This is a genomic window from Mesorhizobium sp. CNPSo 4661 (assembly GCF_057784215.1).
On record NZ_JBWGIO010000036.1, the window covers coordinates 19,630 to 35,070 of the forward strand.

A 15,441-nucleotide genomic window follows, 5' to 3' on the forward strand; every position below is an offset into this window, starting at 1 on the left:
ACAGAATGTTGAGAGAACGAACAGACGGATCGCCGGGACCGAGGCCTTTCGTGCCAAAACACGCGGCTCTGGCTGGAATGTGGTATCCGACCGCGGCAACACGATCCGAGCCATTTCTTGCCGGGTCGGCTCCGTCAACGATGGCTCTCTCGCGCTCATCATAAACGCGATGTGTTCCTTCGAGTGAGAAACGATGTGCAGCAGCTTCGTGACAGGGTGAACAATGCACTGGCAACTGAACTGCGCACGTATTCCTCTGTGCGTTGCGCTCTGAGGGTGTTTGCATCGGTAAATTCAATACCCAGAAATTCAACGACGGAATTGCTGATGAGAGAGGTCATTGTCGATAGGGCCTTCATAGGGAAGAGCGCATGCCGCGTGCGCATTGATGAGATCCCTCTGTTTATGTCACCGTTGCGGTTTGACGTCAGTGGGATCAGACGGCAAAGCTCCATCTCCATTGAGCCATAGGCGCTTTTCCCTGCGCCGTTGCACAGAGGAGGGGATGTTCATCGCCTCGCGATATTTTGTAACGGTGCGCCGCGCAACATTGATGCCGGTTTCCTTCAGCCTCGCGGCGATGTCATCGTCGGAAAGCACGTGACCGGCGGATTCTTGAGCAATTATTGCTTTGATCCGATGGCGGACAGCTTCGGCGGAGTGCGCGTCACCACCTTCGCAGGAGGCAATCGCGACAGTGAAGAAATACTTCAGTTCGAACACCCCGCGTGGAGTAAGCATATACTTGTTCGAGGTCACCCGGCTCACCGTCGACTCATGCACGTTGATTGCTTCAGCGACAGTCCTGAGATTGAGAGGCCGCAGATGGGCGACGCCGTGTCGGAGAAAGGCATCCTGTTGGCGCACGATTTCAGTGGCAACCTTAAGAATCGTCTGGGCTCGTTGGTCGAGGCTGCGGATTAACCAGTTCGCGTTTTGCAGGCATTCGTTCAGAAATGCCTGATCTTTCGAATTCTGGGCGGTGTGTCGCGAGACTTCAGCGAAATAGGTTTGATTGATCAAAACCTTGGGCAGCGCCTCTGGATCAAGTTCGATCTGCCACCCACCTCCGGGCGAGGGCGTGACCAAGACGTCGGGTATGATGGGTTCCGGCGCTCCGGATTGGAATCGGTTGCCGGGCTTGGGATCGAGCGCACGGATTTCATGCAACATCTCAAGGAGGTCGTCTTCATCAACGCGGCAATGCTGCTTCAGTGCCTGAAAATCGCGTCTCGCGACCAGGTCAAGGTGGGTGATTAAAGCGGCCATCGCCGGGTCGAACCGGTCTCGCTGGCGCAACTGGATCTCGAGGCATTCGCTGAGGGTGCGAGCAAAAATTCCCGGTGGATCAAAGTGCTGCAAGGTTGCAAGAACACGTTCCACATCCGGCTCGCCGACGTTCAGCATGCCGGCCAGTTCCAAAAGATTCGCCCGAATATAGCCGGTGTCTTCCAGATGGCCTGCAAGCTCGGCGGCGATCAGCCGTTCCTGTGGTGTGAAGGCGGTGAGCGCGATCTGACTAGCTACGTGATCGTGCAATGTTTCGGTGCAGGCGGCAAACTCTTCCAGCGCAGGGCGATCACTCGCCGGAAGGTTCGTCGTATTGCGCAGCGCTTTCCATTCCCCCAGTCGCTCGGCGGACGCCGCGCTCGTCGGCCTGTCAATGTCTTTTTCGGGTTCGCCGGTGGACTGCTCTGCCGAAATCGGAACGTCGCCAGGAGCCTCACCGTCGTTTGGAGCAGGCTCCAAAAGAGGATTTTTCTCGAGTTCCTGCTCCACGAATTGATGCAGTTCGACGCGAGCCAGTTGCAGCAGGCGAATCGACTCAATGAGCTGAGGCGATGCCACCATAGATTGCTTCTGGCGTTGAAGCAGCCTTGCCGAGGACAGCATGTTGAGCGCGAAACTCCGTTCGAGGAGACTCTTGGCCGTGTGTTGGGGCTGCCAGACGTTTACTCGGTCATGCGGCTGCCTTCAGTGTTTCAAGAACATTTTGCGGGGATGAGACATCATAGGGATCGGTCTCGCAGTTGTCGGAGAAACCTTCTTCCTCAAACCACTGCTCCACCGCGCCGTCGTTGATCAGAGCCGCATAGCGCCAGGAGCGCATTCCGAAACCGAGATTGTCCTTGGCCACCAGCATGCCCATTTTGCGCGTGAACTCGCCTGAGCCGTCCGGGATGAGCTCGACCTTCTGCAGCCCCAAAGACTTGCCCCACGCATTCATGACAAAGGCATCGTTGACGGACATGCAGTAGATTGCGTCAATTCCTTCCTTCTTGAACTCGTCGTAGAGCTTTTCGAAATTGGGCAGTTGGTAGGTCGAGCAGGTCGGGGTGAAGGCGCCAGGAAGCGAGAACAGGAGGACGCGCTTGCCACCAAAATAGTCGTCGGATGTCTTATCTTCCCAGCGGTATGGATTCGGCCCCTCAATGGAATCATCGCGAACACGCGTGCGAAATGTAACGAAAGGAACTTTCTTCGTGATGGTCATCAATTAACTCCTGCTAGACGAAACCTGGCATGGCTTCTCGGTTTGGCCGACGCAACGTCGACTCGGTAGGCATGCCGGACATGAGATGAAGGCCTTCGCGGCTTCCAAATCGCCTTTCCATCCGGTGGTACGGGAGGGCATAGGCCCACCCCCTTCGTCATCCGAACGGCCGGACCGCTATGAGTGATTTGGGCGGATCGAGCAACCCTTTTGCGGCAAGTGGCGATGGGCTGGCTGTGCTCGAGGAGAAACAGGTGGTGATCGACAGTGCCGATGTCGAAGCAGGCGTGTGGTGCCGCAACTTTGGCGTCGCGCAAGAGTCTCGCTTCACGAAAGTGGCTCTGGCTATTGTAGATGGTTACTGCGCCGACGTCGGTTGGGGTGATCCTTTGATGCACTCCTTCGGGATCCGCATGCCGACGAGGATCGGCAAGCGGCAGTTGGTCCAACGCCACATGTTTGGATGTTGGTACCCGACCACACCTGCGCAGAAAAGCTAGCGAGCATGGACGCCTGGAGGCAACGACCTTTCGATGTTTATCCGCAACAGGCACCATCGGCTTAAGCGGTTCTCTGCATTCACCCATGCCTCGCTCTCCGCTTTGTTTATGGTTCGATGGCTCTGATGAGCTGGCGCAAACGCCGTGCCATCTAACTTGCAGCAGGAAGGGAAGCGATCTTCACCTTGAGCAGAAGGAACTGCTTTCGGAGACGCGATGGAGAAAGCCTCACATCTGAGGCGGCGATCACACGGGCTCAACGTGTAACATTCAGAGCTGCGATTGCTCGGGAAATATGAAAGGCGCGTTTCCATCTAACGGATCGACGAACCTTGTCGTGTCAGAAGATGGACGAGAATGTCGGAAGCATTACCAAGGCGACGGGGCCAGGCTCCGGCTACTTGTAATCGGGGCTTATGGCAGCCGACCTGGGCCGACAGGTGACCGCTCTTTCAGTCTCGGCGGCTGAGCCTACCGTAAGCAATGAAGCGCTTTCAGGCCCGGTGTAACAATATGGCTGTCCTATTCAAACGCTGTCCGACACGTTTCGTTGGTCTTGTCAGGTCCGCGACATGGGCTGAGTTAGCCACGCCCATATTTTGCCAAGGCCAAATAGCTGAAAAGGAAGAACAAAAAACTTTATTCGATGCGTCAATAAAATTGGCATGAGTTTTGAAACCTACGTTACGAGGCGGCGAAAGCTGCCGACCGGCATTCGTATCGCGGCAGCCGCGATGAATGGAACGAAGGAAGGAAAGCTACATGTCAGGTCTGCGTCAGATCGCCTTTTACGGCAAGGGCGGCATCGGCAAGTCCACCACCTCGCAAAATACACTCGCCGCCCTTGTCGACTTGGGGCAGAGGATACTCATCGTCGGCTGCGATCCCAAGGCCGACTCCACCCGCCTGATCCTGAACTCGAAGGCGCAGGATACCGTGCTGCACCTTGCGGCAAAGGAAGGTTCGGTGGAAGACCTTGAACTCGAGGACGTGCTCAAGATCGGCTACAAAGGCATCAAGTGCGTGGAGTCGGGCGGCCCCGAGCCGGGCGTAGGCTGCGCGGGCCGCGGCGTCATCACCTCGATCAACTTCCTAGAGGAGAATGGCGCCTATGATGATGTCGACTATGTTTCCTACGATGTGCTCGGAGACGTGGTTTGCGGCGGTTTTGCAATGCCGATCCGCGAGAACAAAGCGCAGGAAATCTACATCGTCATGTCCGGCGAGATGATGGCGCTCTATGCTGCCAACAACATCGCCAAGGGTATTTTGAAATACGCCCATTCGGGCGGCGTGCGGCTTGGCGGCCTGATCTGCAACGAGCGCCAAACCGACCGCGAGCTCGACCTCGCCGAAGCGCTGGCTTCCAGGCTCAATTCCAAGCTCATCCATTTCGTGCCACGCGACAATATCGTCCAGCACGCCGAACTCAGGAAAATGTCGGTGATCCAGTATGCGCCGGACTCAAATCAGGCCGGAGAATACCGCGCGCTGGCCGAGAAGATCCATGGCAATTCGGGCCAGGGCACCATCCCCACCCCAATCACCATGGAGGAGCTTGAGGACATGCTGCTCGACTTCGGCATCATGAAGACAGACGAGCAGATGCTTGCCGAGCTTCAGGCCAAGGAAACGCCAAAGGCGGCCGCACAGTAAACAAGCGATGTCGACTTGAGGTGCAGCCTTGGCCTGGCGCGCCTTTGGAATAACGGCGCCTCGCCCGGTGAGGCGTCACGCGAACCTTGAAAGGGGTCCCATGAGCCTGGAATATGAAAATGACGGCGCGCTCCATGCGAAGCTTATCGAGGAGGTGTTGTCCCACTATCCCGACAAGACGGCGAAGCGCCGCAAAAAGCACCTCAATGTCGCAAAGAGCGGGGACGAGGCCGGCGAGGAAGGAGAGGTCCTTTCCGAATGTGACGTCAAATCAAACATCAAGTCCATTCCCGGCGTGATGACCATTCGCGGCTGCGCCTATGCCGGCTCAAAAGGGGTGGTGTGGGGTCCGGTCAAGGACATGGTCCACATCTCGCACGGCCCGGTCGGCTGCGGGCAATACTCCTGGTCGCAGCGCCGCAATTACTACGTCGGCACGACGGGCATCGACACGTTCGGGACAATGCAGTTCACCTCCGATTTCCAGGAGAAAGACATTGTTTTCGGCGGCGACAAAAAGCTGGAGCAGATCATCGACGAGATTGAAGAACTCTTTCCGCTGAACAAAGGCATCACCGTGCAGTCCGAGTGCCCGATCGGCCTCATAGGTGACGACACCGAAGCGGTTTCACGCAAGAAGGCCAAGGAGATCGAAAAGACGATCGTGCCGGTGCGCTGCGAGGGCTTCCGCGGCGTCTCGCAGTCGCTCGGCCACCACATCGCCAATGATGCGATCCGCGACTGGGTGTTCGAGAAGAGGGCCGTCGAGTTCGACGGTGGCCCGTACGACGTGAACGTGGTCGGCGACTACAATATCGGAGGCGACGCGTGGGCGTCGCGAATCCTGCTCGAGGAGATCGGCCTGCGTGTGGTCGGCAACTGGTCGGGCGACGCAACGCTCGCCGAGATTGAGCGTGCGCCGAAGGCCAAGCTCAATCTCATCCATTGCTACAGGTCTATGAACTACATCTGTCGGCACATGGAGGAAAAGTACGGCATTGCGTGGATGGAGTACAATTTCTTCGGTCCATCCCAGATCGAAGCCTCCCTGCGCAAGATTGCCAAGCACTTTGGGCCGGAAATCGAGGAGAAGACCGAACAGGTCATCGCCAAGTACCGTCCCTTGGTCGACGAGGTAATCGCCAAATACCGACCGCGCCTGGAAGGCAATACGGTGATGCTCTATGTCGGCGGCCTGCGCCCTCGCCACGTCATCACAGCCTACGAGGACCTCGGCATGGTGATCGTCGGCACAGGCTACGAATTCGCCCACAACGACGATTATCAGCGCACCGCCCACTACGTGAAAAACGGCACGCTGATCTATGACGACGTGACCGGCTATGAGCTGGAAAAGTTCATCGAGGGGGTTCGCCCTAATCTTGTAGGCTCGGGGATCAAGGAAAAATACCCGGTGCAAAAGATGGGCATACCGTTCCGTCAGATGCACTCCTGGGATTATTCGGGGCCCTATCACGGCTATGACGGCTTTGCCGTTTTCGCCCGTGATGTGGATCTTGCCATCAACAACCCGGTTTGGGACCTATTCGAGGCGCCGTGGAAAAGACGTCCAAGCCGCGGGCAGGCGATGGCTGCCGAATAGAACCTGGTCCGCGCCTGGTCTCCCCAGGGAGACGATAAACCCCGCGATCCGCGGAAGACCTGAAACGTTCAATGTCCCTGTCCCGCGCTACGGCGGGTCAGATGCAAAAAGGGTGACCACCATGCCGCAGTCGGCCGAAAAAGTTCTCGACCATGCGCCCCTCTTCCGCGAACCGGAATACAGGCAGATGCTTGCCGAGAAGAAGCTGAATTTCGAATGTCCGCACCAGGATCAGGTTGTTGCTGATCAACGCGAATTCACCAAGACTTGGGAATACCGCGACAAAAACTTTGCGCGCGAAGCGCTTGTCATCAACCCCGCCAAGGCCTGCCAGCCGCTCGGCGCGGTATTCGCGGCTGCGGGCTTCGAGCGAACCATGCCCTTCGTCCACGGAAGCCAAGGCTGCGTGGCCTATTACCGCTCGCACCTGTCGCGCCATTTCAAGGAGCCTGCTTCGGCGGTTTCTTCCTCGATGACCGAGGACGCGGCAGTGTTCGGCGGCCTGAAGAACATGGTCGACGGGCTCGCCAACACGTACCAACTCTACGACCCGAAGATGATCGCGGTATCGACTACTTGCATGGCCGAGGTCATTGGCGACGACTTGCACAGCTTCATCGAGAACGCCAAGGAAGAAGGCTCAGTCCCGCGCGACTTCGACGTGCCGTTCGCCCACACGCCAGCCTTCGTCGGCAGCCACGTCGATGGCTATGACGGTACGGTCAAGGGCATTTTGGAGCACTTCTGGAAAGGTCGGCAGCGAACGGAAGCCCAAGGAACGATCAACATCATTCCGGGCTTCGACGGCTTTTGCGTTGGCAACAACCGGGAACTCAAACGTCTGCTCGATCTGATGGGCGTGTCCTATACGTTCATCCAAGATGCCTCTGACCAGTTCGACACACCATCGGACGGCGAGTACCGCATGTATGACGGAGGCACGAAAATCCAGGACGTGAGGAACGCACTGAACGCCGAGGCGACACTTTCGCTACAGCATTACAACACGCGAAAAACGTTGGAATATTGCGAGGAGGTCGGTCAGGCCTCGGCCTCGTTCCATTACCCGCTCGGCGTCCAGGCGACCGACGAATTCCTGATGGAGGTCTCCGCGATCTCCGGCAAGGAAATCCCCGAGGCAATCCGACTGGAGCGCGGGCGACTTGTTGATGCCATGGCGGATAGCCAGTCCTGGCTGCACGGCAAGAAATACGCGATCTACGGCGACCCGGACTTCGTCCACGCCATGGCCCGCTTCATCATGGAGACGGGCGGCGAGCCGACCCACTGCCTCGCCACCAACGGCACCTCGGCGTGGGAGGACGAGATGAAGGATATGCTTGCATTCTCGCCCTTCGGCAAAGCGGCTCAAGTCTGGCCGGGCAAGGACCTGTGGGCGATGCGATCGCTGCTCTTCACCGAGCCCGTGGACCTGTTGATCGGCAATTCCTATGGCAAGTATCTGGAGCGCGACACCGGCACGCCGCTCATTCGGCTGACATTTCCGCTCTTCGACCGGCACCATCACCATCGCTTTGCGCTCATGGGCTACCAAGGTGGGCTGCGCGTACTGACGACAATCCTCGACAAGATCTTCGACAAGCTCGATCGCGAGACCAGCCAGACGGGAGTGACGGACTATTCTTACGATCTCACCCGCTAAGCATGTCTCCCAGGAACGGGGGAACCAGTTTGCGGACAAGTGATGCGTGATACCCTGAGTGGGCGGAGCGGCACTGAAAGTCGCTACCGCTTTAGCGGTGGCGGCCGGCTTTTTCGGAGGGCCGGTCGCTTCCCGACGGACTTTGGAGACCAGCGTAATGTCCTCGCTCAATGCCAAAATCCAGGATGTCTTCCACGAGCCTGCCTGCGAGAAGAACCGCGGCAAGGATGCCCAGGCCCGCAAAAAGGGCTGCACCAAACCGCTGACCCCAGGGGCGGCCGCCGGCGGCTGCGCCTTCGACGGGGCAAAAATCGTGCTGCAGCCGATCACCGATGTCGCGCATCTGGTCCATGCACCGCTCGCCTGCGAGGGCAATTCCTGGGACAACCGCGGCTCGGCTTCGTCCGGGCCAACTCTATGGCGCACGAGCTTCACGACCGATCTCACCGAACTCGACGTGGTGATGGGGCGGGGGGAGCGTAAACTTTTTAAAGCGATCCGCGAGATCAAGGAAGCTTACGCGCCGCCCGCCATCTTCGTCTATTCGACCTGTGTTACGGCACTGATCGGTGACGACATCGAGGCCGTGTGCAAACGCGCGGCGGAGAAGTTCGGCCTGCCGGTGGTGCCGGTCAATGCGCCGGGGTTCGTCGGCTCGAAGAATCTCGGCAACAAGCTTGCCGGCGAGGCATTGCTCGATCATGTGATAGGCACGGTGGAGCCTGACGATGCAGGCCCGCATGACGTCAATATCCTCGGCGAGTTCAACCTCTCGGGCGAATTCTGGCTGGTGAAGCCGCTGCTGGATCGGCTCGGCATCCGGGTGCGCGCCTCAATTCCCGGCGACGCGCGCTACCTTGACGTTGCATCAGCGCACCGCGCCCGGGCAACTATGGTGGTGTGCTCGACCGCACTCATTAACCTGGCGCGCAAGATGGAGCAGCGTTGGGATATCCCGTTTTTCGAAGGCTCCTTCTACGGCATCACCGAAACCTCCGAAGCACTTCGGCAGATCGCCAGACTACTGGTGAAGAAGGGCGCAGATCCTAAGATCCTCAGCCGCACCGAGGCATTGATTGCTGAAGAGGAGGCGACTGCCTGGAAGAAGCTTGCGGCCTACCGGCCGAGGCTCCAAGGCAAGCGCGTGCTTCTAAACACTGGCGGTGTGAAATCCTGGTCGGTTGTCCATGCGCTGATGGAGATCGGCATTGAGATCGTCGGCACCTCGGTCAAGAAATCAACCGTCGACGACAAGGAGCGCATCAAGAAAATTCTCAAGCACGAGAACCACATGTTCGAAACCATGCCCCCGCGCGAGCTTTACGCCATGCTCTCAAAACGCCAGGCCGACATCATGCTGTCGGGCGGGCGCACGCAATTCATCGCGCTGAAGGCCAAGGTACCCTGGCTCGACATCAACCAGGAGCGGCACCAGCCCTATGCCGGTTATGAAGGCATGGTGGAACTCGTACGCCAAATCGACCTCGCAATCCACAACCCGATCTGGCGTCAGGTGCGGGAGCCACCACCGTGGGAGCGCCAGCCCGCTCAAGGCGACGAGCCGTCGAGCACGAACGGCGAGCGCGCGACCGTCCAGGCATTCAAATTCGCTGGCACGACGGCCGACGATTTCGGCGAGCGTTGAGGAAGCCGATGGTCCGCATCCTCCCCCAGACAAAAGCCGCGGCGGTCAATCCGCTGAAGTCGTCGCAGCCGCTGGGTGCAGCTCTGGCCTTTCTCGGGATCAAGGGTGCCATGCCGTTGTTCCACGGCAGCCAGGGGTGCACCAGCTTCGCGCTCGTGCTCTTCGTGCGGCATTTCAAGGAAGCCATCCCCCTGCAGACGACCGCGATGGACGAGGTGGCGACGATCCTTGGCGGGGCGGATCATCTGGAAGAGGCGATTCTCAATCTCAAGACTCGCACCAATCCAAAGCTGATCGGGGTGTGCACGACGGCGCTAACGGAAACCCGCGGCGAGGATTTCGCAGGCGATATCGCTAATGTCAGGCTCAAGCGTGCGGAAGAACTCGCGGGTACCGAGGTCGTGCTGGCCAGCACGCCCGATTTCGACGGGGCGATCGAAGAGGGTTGGGCCAAGGCTGTAGCGTCGATGATCGAAAGGGTTACGAGGCCCGGCGAGCAGGCGCGGCGATCGAAGAAGATCGCTATCCTGCCCGGCTGGAGCCTCACTGTGGCCGATATCGAGCATTTGCGTGAGACGGTTGAAAGCTTCGAGCTCGAGCCGGTGATTGTGCCGGACGTTTCCGGCTCGCTTGACGGTACAGTGCCAGACCGCTGGATCTCGACCAGCTATGGCGGTGCCAGCGTCGAGGACATCCGCGAGCTTGGGACGGCCGTGCAATGTATTGCCATCGGTGAGCATATGCGTCGCCCGGCCGAGCTGCTGCACAGGTTGACCGGCGTGCCTTACGTGCTCTTCCAGTCGTTGACGGGATTGAAGGGCGCCGACCGTTTCGTCTCGCTGCTGTCTGCGATTTCGGGTGCGCCGGTGCCGGCAGGGGTGCGCCGTCGAAGGGCGCAGTTGCAGGATGCGTTGCTCGATGGACATTTCCATTTCGGAGGCAAGAAAATTGCGATCGCTGCTGAACCAGACCAGCTCTACCAACTCGCGACATTCTTTGTCGGCATGGGCTCCCAAATCGCGGCGGCGGTCACCACGACCGATATGTCGAAAATTCTGGAGAAAGTACCGGCGGACTCGGTTCAGATCGGCGATCTCGGCGATTTGGAAACTCTTGGCGCCGGCACTGATCTCCTCGTCACCCATTCCCACGGCCGCCAGGCGGCGCAGCACCTCGGCATCCCGCTCATGCGCGTCGGGTTCCCGATCTTCGACAGGCTCGGCAGCCAACACAAGCTCACAATCCTCTATCGGGGGACCCGCGACCTGATCTTCGAGGCCGCCAACATCTTCCAGGCCGGTCGGCATGCGCCGACGCCTGAGGCGCTTAATCCATTCCGCAACCGAGAAATGCCAGATGAGCTCAGTTCGTCGCCTCTCGCTCGTGCCTGATGAGGTTCACGCATCGATGCCGCTACAGCAGGCCGGCGCTTTGCGCGTGGCGATCGCCACGCAAGACATGAAGAACCTCAACGCTCATTTCGGTTCGGCCAAGCGCTTTGCAGTCTACGACATGACGCGCGAGGAGTGGCACCTTGTAGAAGCCGTGGCCTTCGACGACGTTTCCGATGAAAGCGGCAAGCATCGCGGCGAGGGCGATGATCGCATCACGCCGAAGGTGGAGGCGCTGAAGGGCTGTCATCTCCTGTTTTGTCTGGCTATCGGCGGACCTTCGGCAGCCAAGATCATTTCGGCGAAGATCCTTCCGATCAAGGTGCCGCAGCCCCAAAGCATTCAAGAGGTGCTGTTGCGCACGCAGATGATGCTCAGGACGTGTCCTCCCCCCTGGCTGCGCAAGGTGCTGGCCAAGGCAGGCGTTGCCGAAAAGAAACCGTCCTTCGAGGACTAGGATTTCAAATGAGGAGCAGGCGAAATGTTCGATGCCGTGGTTAGCCCTGATGCCGGGGAAGTCGAAGCGGCACTTGCCACCAAGTTCGTCAGATGCCTCGTGCGGCTGATCCGTGCCCAGGACTCCTTCGGATCTTGGGAAGGCAAATCGGACGCCGAGCTACTGGGAGACTTCGTCATCACAAAGCAACAGCGCCGTGCAATCCCGATCATCGGCGATCCCGATCCTGACGTGCTGTGGAGGCTCAACATGTTTTACACGGCCGTCGGGCTTGCGATCGAAGAGCGCACCGGCCTGATGGCATCGCCCATGATGGAGATCAGCCATGAGGGCTTCGGGCGCGTGCTCTTCACGGTCGGGCGGTTGGTCGTTCTGTCGAAGACCCTTCGCGACGTCCACCGGTTCGGCTTCGAGACGTTGTGGAAACTCGCCGCGGCCGGAACGAAACTGGCCGGCGATGCGGTCGCGGTCATTGAAGACTATCCCGAGATGGCGCGGGCATGATGGAACCGCTCTTCAAGCGCGATCATGCCGGGCCGTGATGACGTGCCATGGCCAGCCCACCCAACCGAGGCGGTCGAGGCCGGTTTGCTTGTTGGGATAGTGCCGATGAAGCCACTGGTCCTGATCTGTTCGCAAGATACGGAGTTGTATCTGTTCCTCAGCCACGTACTGGAGGTGGACGGCTTCACGAGTGAGCCGGCAGGTGGCATGCAGGAAGCACTTGCAGCGGCCGATGAGCGGGAGCTCCAGGCGATAGTACTGGATTGCGGGCCAGCAAGCGCGGCAGGCCCCACAATCTGCGCCAGGCTGAAGAGGGAGCCCCGGACCGGCGGCCTTCCTATTGTCGCCCTGATTGCGCCCGGCGCCGAGAACCAGCACCTCGATCTGTTGAAGGCAGGCATTGACGAGAGCTTTGTGCGACCGATCGCGCCGGCCACGCTGCTCGACTGTCTGCGGACGAAGCTGGCGCTGCCGAAGCCGGTTTCAAACGGGATTGAAAACGGCAGCCGCCTCAGCTGCGGCAGCCTTGAGATGAAGCTCGATGCCCACCGAGTTCGCGGCAATGGCCACGACATCCACCTCGGACCGCTCGAGTTCAACCTGCTGCGGCATTTGCTCGAGGCTCCCGGAAAGGTCTTCAGCCGCGAAGAGCTGATCGACGCGGCCTGGCCGGACAATATCCACATCGGGGCACGCACCGTCGACGTGCATATCAGCCGGATCAGAAAGGCGCTAAAGGCGGCTTCCCCCGGCAGCGTCATTCGTACCGTCAGGTCGGCCGGTTATTCGCTTGAGAAGCCGGACGCCTGAATGGCGGCCGATGCGGTGCCGCTTCCGTCTGCGGTGCGCTCTGGGCAAGTCTTGCGACTGCCAAACGCGCCAGCAGGTGCGGTCTACTCGGAAAGATGCAGTCAGATGGCCATCAAAAGCATACTCAGTGTGACCGGTGCGCACCATTCCGATCAGGACGCCAAAATAGCTGCTGGTTTGTGTGCGGAGGTCAGCGCTTATCTTTCCGTCATGATTATGTCGCCTCCTCCACTAAGCGAATGCATCCGCGAATGGCCTGAGCAGCGCGGAAAGGCCATTGTCACGTTGGAAAAGCGGTATAGGCAAATCGAAGCCTTCTCAACGGACATGGCTATCCTGGAAAAGACGTCCAGGGACATTCAAAACCTGCTGAAAGCCATGTGGATTCGCTATGATATCACTACTGAATATTGCGATCAGGCCAGGGTCGGCGAAACCGTGCGACAGCGCGCACTCTGCACCGACCTCACGGTCATTGGCCCCGCACTCCTGAAGGACATGAATCTCGGACCTCGCGTTATCGATGGAAGCTTGTTCGATACCGGAAAGCCGGTGCTTATCGTGCCGCAGGGCGCCGAGCCGACTCTGTCGCCACAGCGCGTGCTCGTCGGCTGGGATTTGCGAGTCGAGGCGTCGCGCGCGGTTCGGGAAGCGCTGGATATTCTATCCGGTGCTGAGGAAGTCCGTGTCGCGCTCGTCGATCCGGAGGCGATGACCACTCGACCAGGTGCCGAACCGGGAGCCAACATCGTTGCCTATCTCGCTCGGCACGGCGCTCGGGTGTCGGTCGACCGGTTGTCGAGCGCCGGCAAACCGGCGGCGACCGTGCTCGCTCAGCACGCGCTCGACACGTCTGCCAACATGGTCGTCATGGGCGCGTACGGCAGCCGGAGGCTCCGTGACCGCCTCTTCGGAGGGGTGACGAGATGGCTGGAAGGCAATCCTTCATTGCCGCTGTTTCTGGCTCGCTGACGGGTATCTAAAAACCGTAGTTTTGATGTCTCCTGCGATCGCTAAGCCCAAATCCGAACGAGTTCCAGGCAAAAACGCCTAGCGGAACGTTAGCACCTTTGTCTGCGGGTGCAGGATGCTAGTCGCGATATCCACGTGGCAGGGTTGGCTTCGACAACCGTCTCCTTCGTCAATCAACGCGTAAGCTACATCGCCCGCCTAATCCAACAGGCTTTCACGCACAAGACGGGTCCGCCTAGGCTTGGCAGGGCCACGCGAATCTTCGCCGCCTCACCCGACCGGGAAATGACTGAGGCAACTGCTCGCCGGCTATCATGCTGTATCGACGAACCACTGGTTCTTCAGCGCGTTATCGATACAAGCCATAAGCCTGCGGAAGCGGACGCTTCGACAGCAAAGCCGAAGGAAAACCCTGTAGACGCGGACGAGGAAATTAGCAGACGATCTGCTCCGACCATCGCGTGTCGTTCACCCTTGATCCTTACCTCGGTGCCCCTAACGCACCGGAAGCGAAGGTCGTCGCCCATCGCGTGAAGGGCCACGCCAAACTGCTGCCGGAAAATGCCCGCCAGGCCGTATGAAGGAGACGCTGAAAGCCTATTGTGAAGCCGCCAACATCGTCTTTTTGCGCTTCGTGGCACAACGATCTCACTGCTTGCGTGTTCGGTAAGTGCTGGACGCAGCTGGAAGGAATATGCGCCCCTGCTGGTTGGCGAACAGACGCCGCTGAGCAGTGTTCTCACAGAATTGCGAAGCAACTGCCCTTCACACCGCTCGGCCTGGATACGGATAACGCCACCGCTACGCCGCGTTGGAATAGTCGGCTATCAGCTCTTTCTCGCCCGACCTTGAGCTGGCCGGAGGCACGCGCTTCAGCGCGTAGAGGAGCGTCGGCGACGCCCCTAGCCCGATTGCCTGAATTGCTTTTGGACTGTTCCCCACAGAGTTCCAGACGGTTTGCGCACGAATGTCGAACTGCAGCGCGACAAGCTGCGACGGCAGCGTCACCCCAACCAGCGCCTGTAGATGTGAAAGGGTACCTCGGCATTGGCAAAAAATGTCTCGCCTTCAGCGATAGTCGAAGCCGACCGCTATTGCGGTAAACTTTGGCCGCCCGCCGGGCTGGGTTGCTGGGCGCCGGCTTCGTACCTTCCTTCGTGTCCGAGTCCCAGGCCGTAGGCGGGAGGTGCTCCAGTCTAAATTTAAGCTATCCCGCCATGGCGAACTTCAGCCCCTCAGTCGGTTTTGCAGTGCCTGCCGATCGGCACGGAGCCCGTCGAGGTCCAGCTGGACTGGCTGCCCTGGTTGCGCCAATCGCCTAACCAGCTCGCGCGTGCCGTCCACCACAAAGACGCCGCAATCATAACCGTTTCGCTGTTGAGGGAAGCGGGGTGACTCCAGGCGAGCGCCCAGCCTTGCTGCGAGTTGTCCTGCGGGCCCCTCGTTGTATCTCCCGTTCGAGTCGTAGTGATAGGCAACCGGCCGTCCGCGCTCGCGGCGATCAACGAACAGCAGCGACCAATGGCTGCCGCGGCGATTGGCACTGGCATCGTTCACGGGCAGGAACAGGAAGTCGGCCGTGTCGTCGCCATTGTGATCATGAACGATGCGCTGGAATGCGCGTAGCATGTCGCTCTCGGTGCCCAAGCGCAGGCTGCCAAGGGTTATGAGGGGATCCACGAACCGCGTCCGGGCGGCCAGACCCGGATTGTTCCCCTGCAACTCTTGCGTCAGGAGCTGGTAGTC

14 protein-coding genes are annotated in these 15,441 nt (G+C 59.4%); 10 read left to right on the forward strand and 4 right to left on the reverse strand.

The window, feature by feature from the left end:
• Positions 1–408: 408 nt before the first annotated feature.
• Together rpoN and AC0YKC_RS31875 are read right to left on the reverse strand one after the other, a co-directional pair.
• On the reverse strand, positions 409–1,893 hold the full coding sequence (rpoN, locus tag AC0YKC_RS31870; RefSeq protein WP_488513924.1) for an RNA polymerase factor sigma-54: 1,485 nt from the start codon (positions 1,891–1,893) through the stop codon (positions 409–411).
• Positions 1,894–1,960: 67 nt separating this feature from the next.
• Entirely contained in the window at positions 1,961–2,494 is a 534-nt protein-coding gene (locus tag AC0YKC_RS31875; protein WP_488513925.1) for a redoxin family protein, read from the reverse strand.
• 179 nt (positions 2,495–2,673) lie between these two features.
• Here AC0YKC_RS31875 and AC0YKC_RS31880 point away from each other — a divergent pair, with 179 nt between their 5' ends.
• From AC0YKC_RS31880 to AC0YKC_RS31925, 10 genes are all read left to right on the forward strand, one after another.
• A complete protein-coding gene (locus tag AC0YKC_RS31880) occupies positions 2,674–2,994 on the forward strand; it encodes a hypothetical protein (RefSeq protein ID WP_488513926.1) in 321 nt (106 codons plus the stop codon).
• 762 nt (positions 2,995–3,756) lie between these two features.
• On the forward strand, positions 3,757–4,650 hold the full coding sequence (nifH, locus tag AC0YKC_RS31885) for a nitrogenase iron protein (RefSeq protein ID WP_488513927.1): 894 nt from the start codon (positions 3,757–3,759) through the stop codon (positions 4,648–4,650).
• A gap of 100 nt (positions 4,651–4,750) precedes the next feature.
• Positions 4,751–6,253: a nitrogenase molybdenum-iron protein alpha chain gene (gene nifD / locus AC0YKC_RS31890; protein ID WP_488513937.1), complete on the forward strand. Its 1,503-nt coding sequence runs from the start codon at positions 4,751–4,753 to the stop codon at positions 6,251–6,253.
• A 121-nt stretch (positions 6,254–6,374) separates the two neighbouring features.
• A complete protein-coding gene (nifK, locus tag AC0YKC_RS31895; protein ID WP_488513938.1) occupies positions 6,375–7,916 on the forward strand; it encodes a nitrogenase molybdenum-iron protein subunit beta in 1,542 nt (513 codons plus the stop codon).
• A gap of 157 nt (positions 7,917–8,073) precedes the next feature.
• Positions 8,074–9,561 carry a nitrogenase iron-molybdenum cofactor biosynthesis protein NifE gene (gene nifE / locus AC0YKC_RS31900; protein ID WP_488513928.1) on the forward strand — a complete coding sequence of 496 codons (1,488 nt, stop codon included), beginning with the start codon at positions 8,074–8,076 and terminating at the stop codon, positions 9,559–9,561.
• Between the two features lie 8 nt (positions 9,562–9,569).
• Entirely contained in the window at positions 9,570–10,952 is a 1,383-nt protein-coding gene (gene nifN, locus AC0YKC_RS31905; protein WP_488513929.1) for a nitrogenase iron-molybdenum cofactor biosynthesis protein NifN, read from the forward strand.
• Positions 10,918–11,409, forward strand: a complete 492-nt coding sequence (nifX, locus tag AC0YKC_RS31910) for a nitrogen fixation protein NifX (protein ID WP_488513930.1) — start codon at positions 10,918–10,920, stop codon at positions 11,407–11,409. Before nifN ends, nifX begins: the two co-directional genes overlap by 35 nt.
• 24 nt (positions 11,410–11,433) lie before the next feature.
• Positions 11,434–11,913: a NifX-associated nitrogen fixation protein gene (locus tag AC0YKC_RS31915; RefSeq protein WP_488513931.1), complete on the forward strand. Its 480-nt coding sequence runs from the start codon at positions 11,434–11,436 to the stop codon at positions 11,911–11,913.
• A gap of 24 nt (positions 11,914–11,937) precedes the next feature.
• Positions 11,938–12,723, forward strand: a complete 786-nt coding sequence (locus tag AC0YKC_RS31920) for a winged helix-turn-helix transcriptional regulator (protein ID WP_488513932.1) — start codon at positions 11,938–11,940, stop codon at positions 12,721–12,723.
• A 105-nt stretch (positions 12,724–12,828) separates the two neighbouring features.
• Positions 12,829–13,695 carry a universal stress protein gene (locus AC0YKC_RS31925; protein ID WP_488513933.1) on the forward strand — a complete coding sequence of 289 codons (867 nt, stop codon included), beginning with the start codon at positions 12,829–12,831 and terminating at the stop codon, positions 13,693–13,695.
• 801 nt (positions 13,696–14,496) lie between these two features.
• Here AC0YKC_RS31925 and AC0YKC_RS31930 read toward each other — a convergent pair.
• Both AC0YKC_RS31930 and AC0YKC_RS31935 read right to left on the reverse strand, forming a co-directional pair.
• Complete coding sequence (locus tag AC0YKC_RS31930) at positions 14,497–14,703, reverse strand: hypothetical protein (RefSeq protein WP_488513934.1); 207 nt, start codon at positions 14,701–14,703, stop codon at positions 14,497–14,499.
• Between the two features lie 219 nt (positions 14,704–14,922).
• Positions 14,923–15,441: Ulp1 family isopeptidase (locus tag AC0YKC_RS31935; RefSeq protein ID WP_488513935.1), on the reverse strand; the 519-nt coding region annotated here is incomplete at its 5' end.

Coding starts and splice junctions, on each gene's coding strand:
- nifE (WP_488513928.1), top strand. CDS start 8,074: ATGTCCTCGCTCAATGCCAAAATCCAGGATGTCTTCCACGAGCCTGCC.
- rpoN (WP_488513924.1), bottom strand. CDS start 1,893: ATGCTGTCCTCGGCAAGGCTGCTTCAACGCCAGAAGCAATCTATGGTG.
- nifX (WP_488513930.1), top strand. CDS start 10,918: ATGAGCTCAGTTCGTCGCCTCTCGCTCGTGCCTGATGAGGTTCACGCA.
- AC0YKC_RS31915 (WP_488513931.1), top strand. CDS start 11,434: ATGTTCGATGCCGTGGTTAGCCCTGATGCCGGGGAAGTCGAAGCGGCA.
- nifK (WP_488513938.1), top strand. CDS start 6,375: ATGCCGCAGTCGGCCGAAAAAGTTCTCGACCATGCGCCCCTCTTCCGC.
- nifN (WP_488513929.1), top strand. CDS start 9,570: ATGGTCCGCATCCTCCCCCAGACAAAAGCCGCGGCGGTCAATCCGCTG.
- AC0YKC_RS31920 (WP_488513932.1), top strand. CDS start 11,938: ATGCCGGGCCGTGATGACGTGCCATGGCCAGCCCACCCAACCGAGGCG.
- nifD (WP_488513937.1), top strand. CDS start 4,751: ATGAGCCTGGAATATGAAAATGACGGCGCGCTCCATGCGAAGCTTATC.
- AC0YKC_RS31875 (WP_488513925.1), bottom strand. CDS start 2,494: ATGACCATCACGAAGAAAGTTCCTTTCGTTACATTTCGCACGCGTGTT.
- nifH (WP_488513927.1), top strand. CDS start 3,757: ATGTCAGGTCTGCGTCAGATCGCCTTTTACGGCAAGGGCGGCATCGGC.
- AC0YKC_RS31925 (WP_488513933.1), top strand. CDS start 12,829: ATGGCCATCAAAAGCATACTCAGTGTGACCGGTGCGCACCATTCCGAT.
- AC0YKC_RS31880 (WP_488513926.1), top strand. CDS start 2,674: ATGAGTGATTTGGGCGGATCGAGCAACCCTTTTGCGGCAAGTGGCGAT.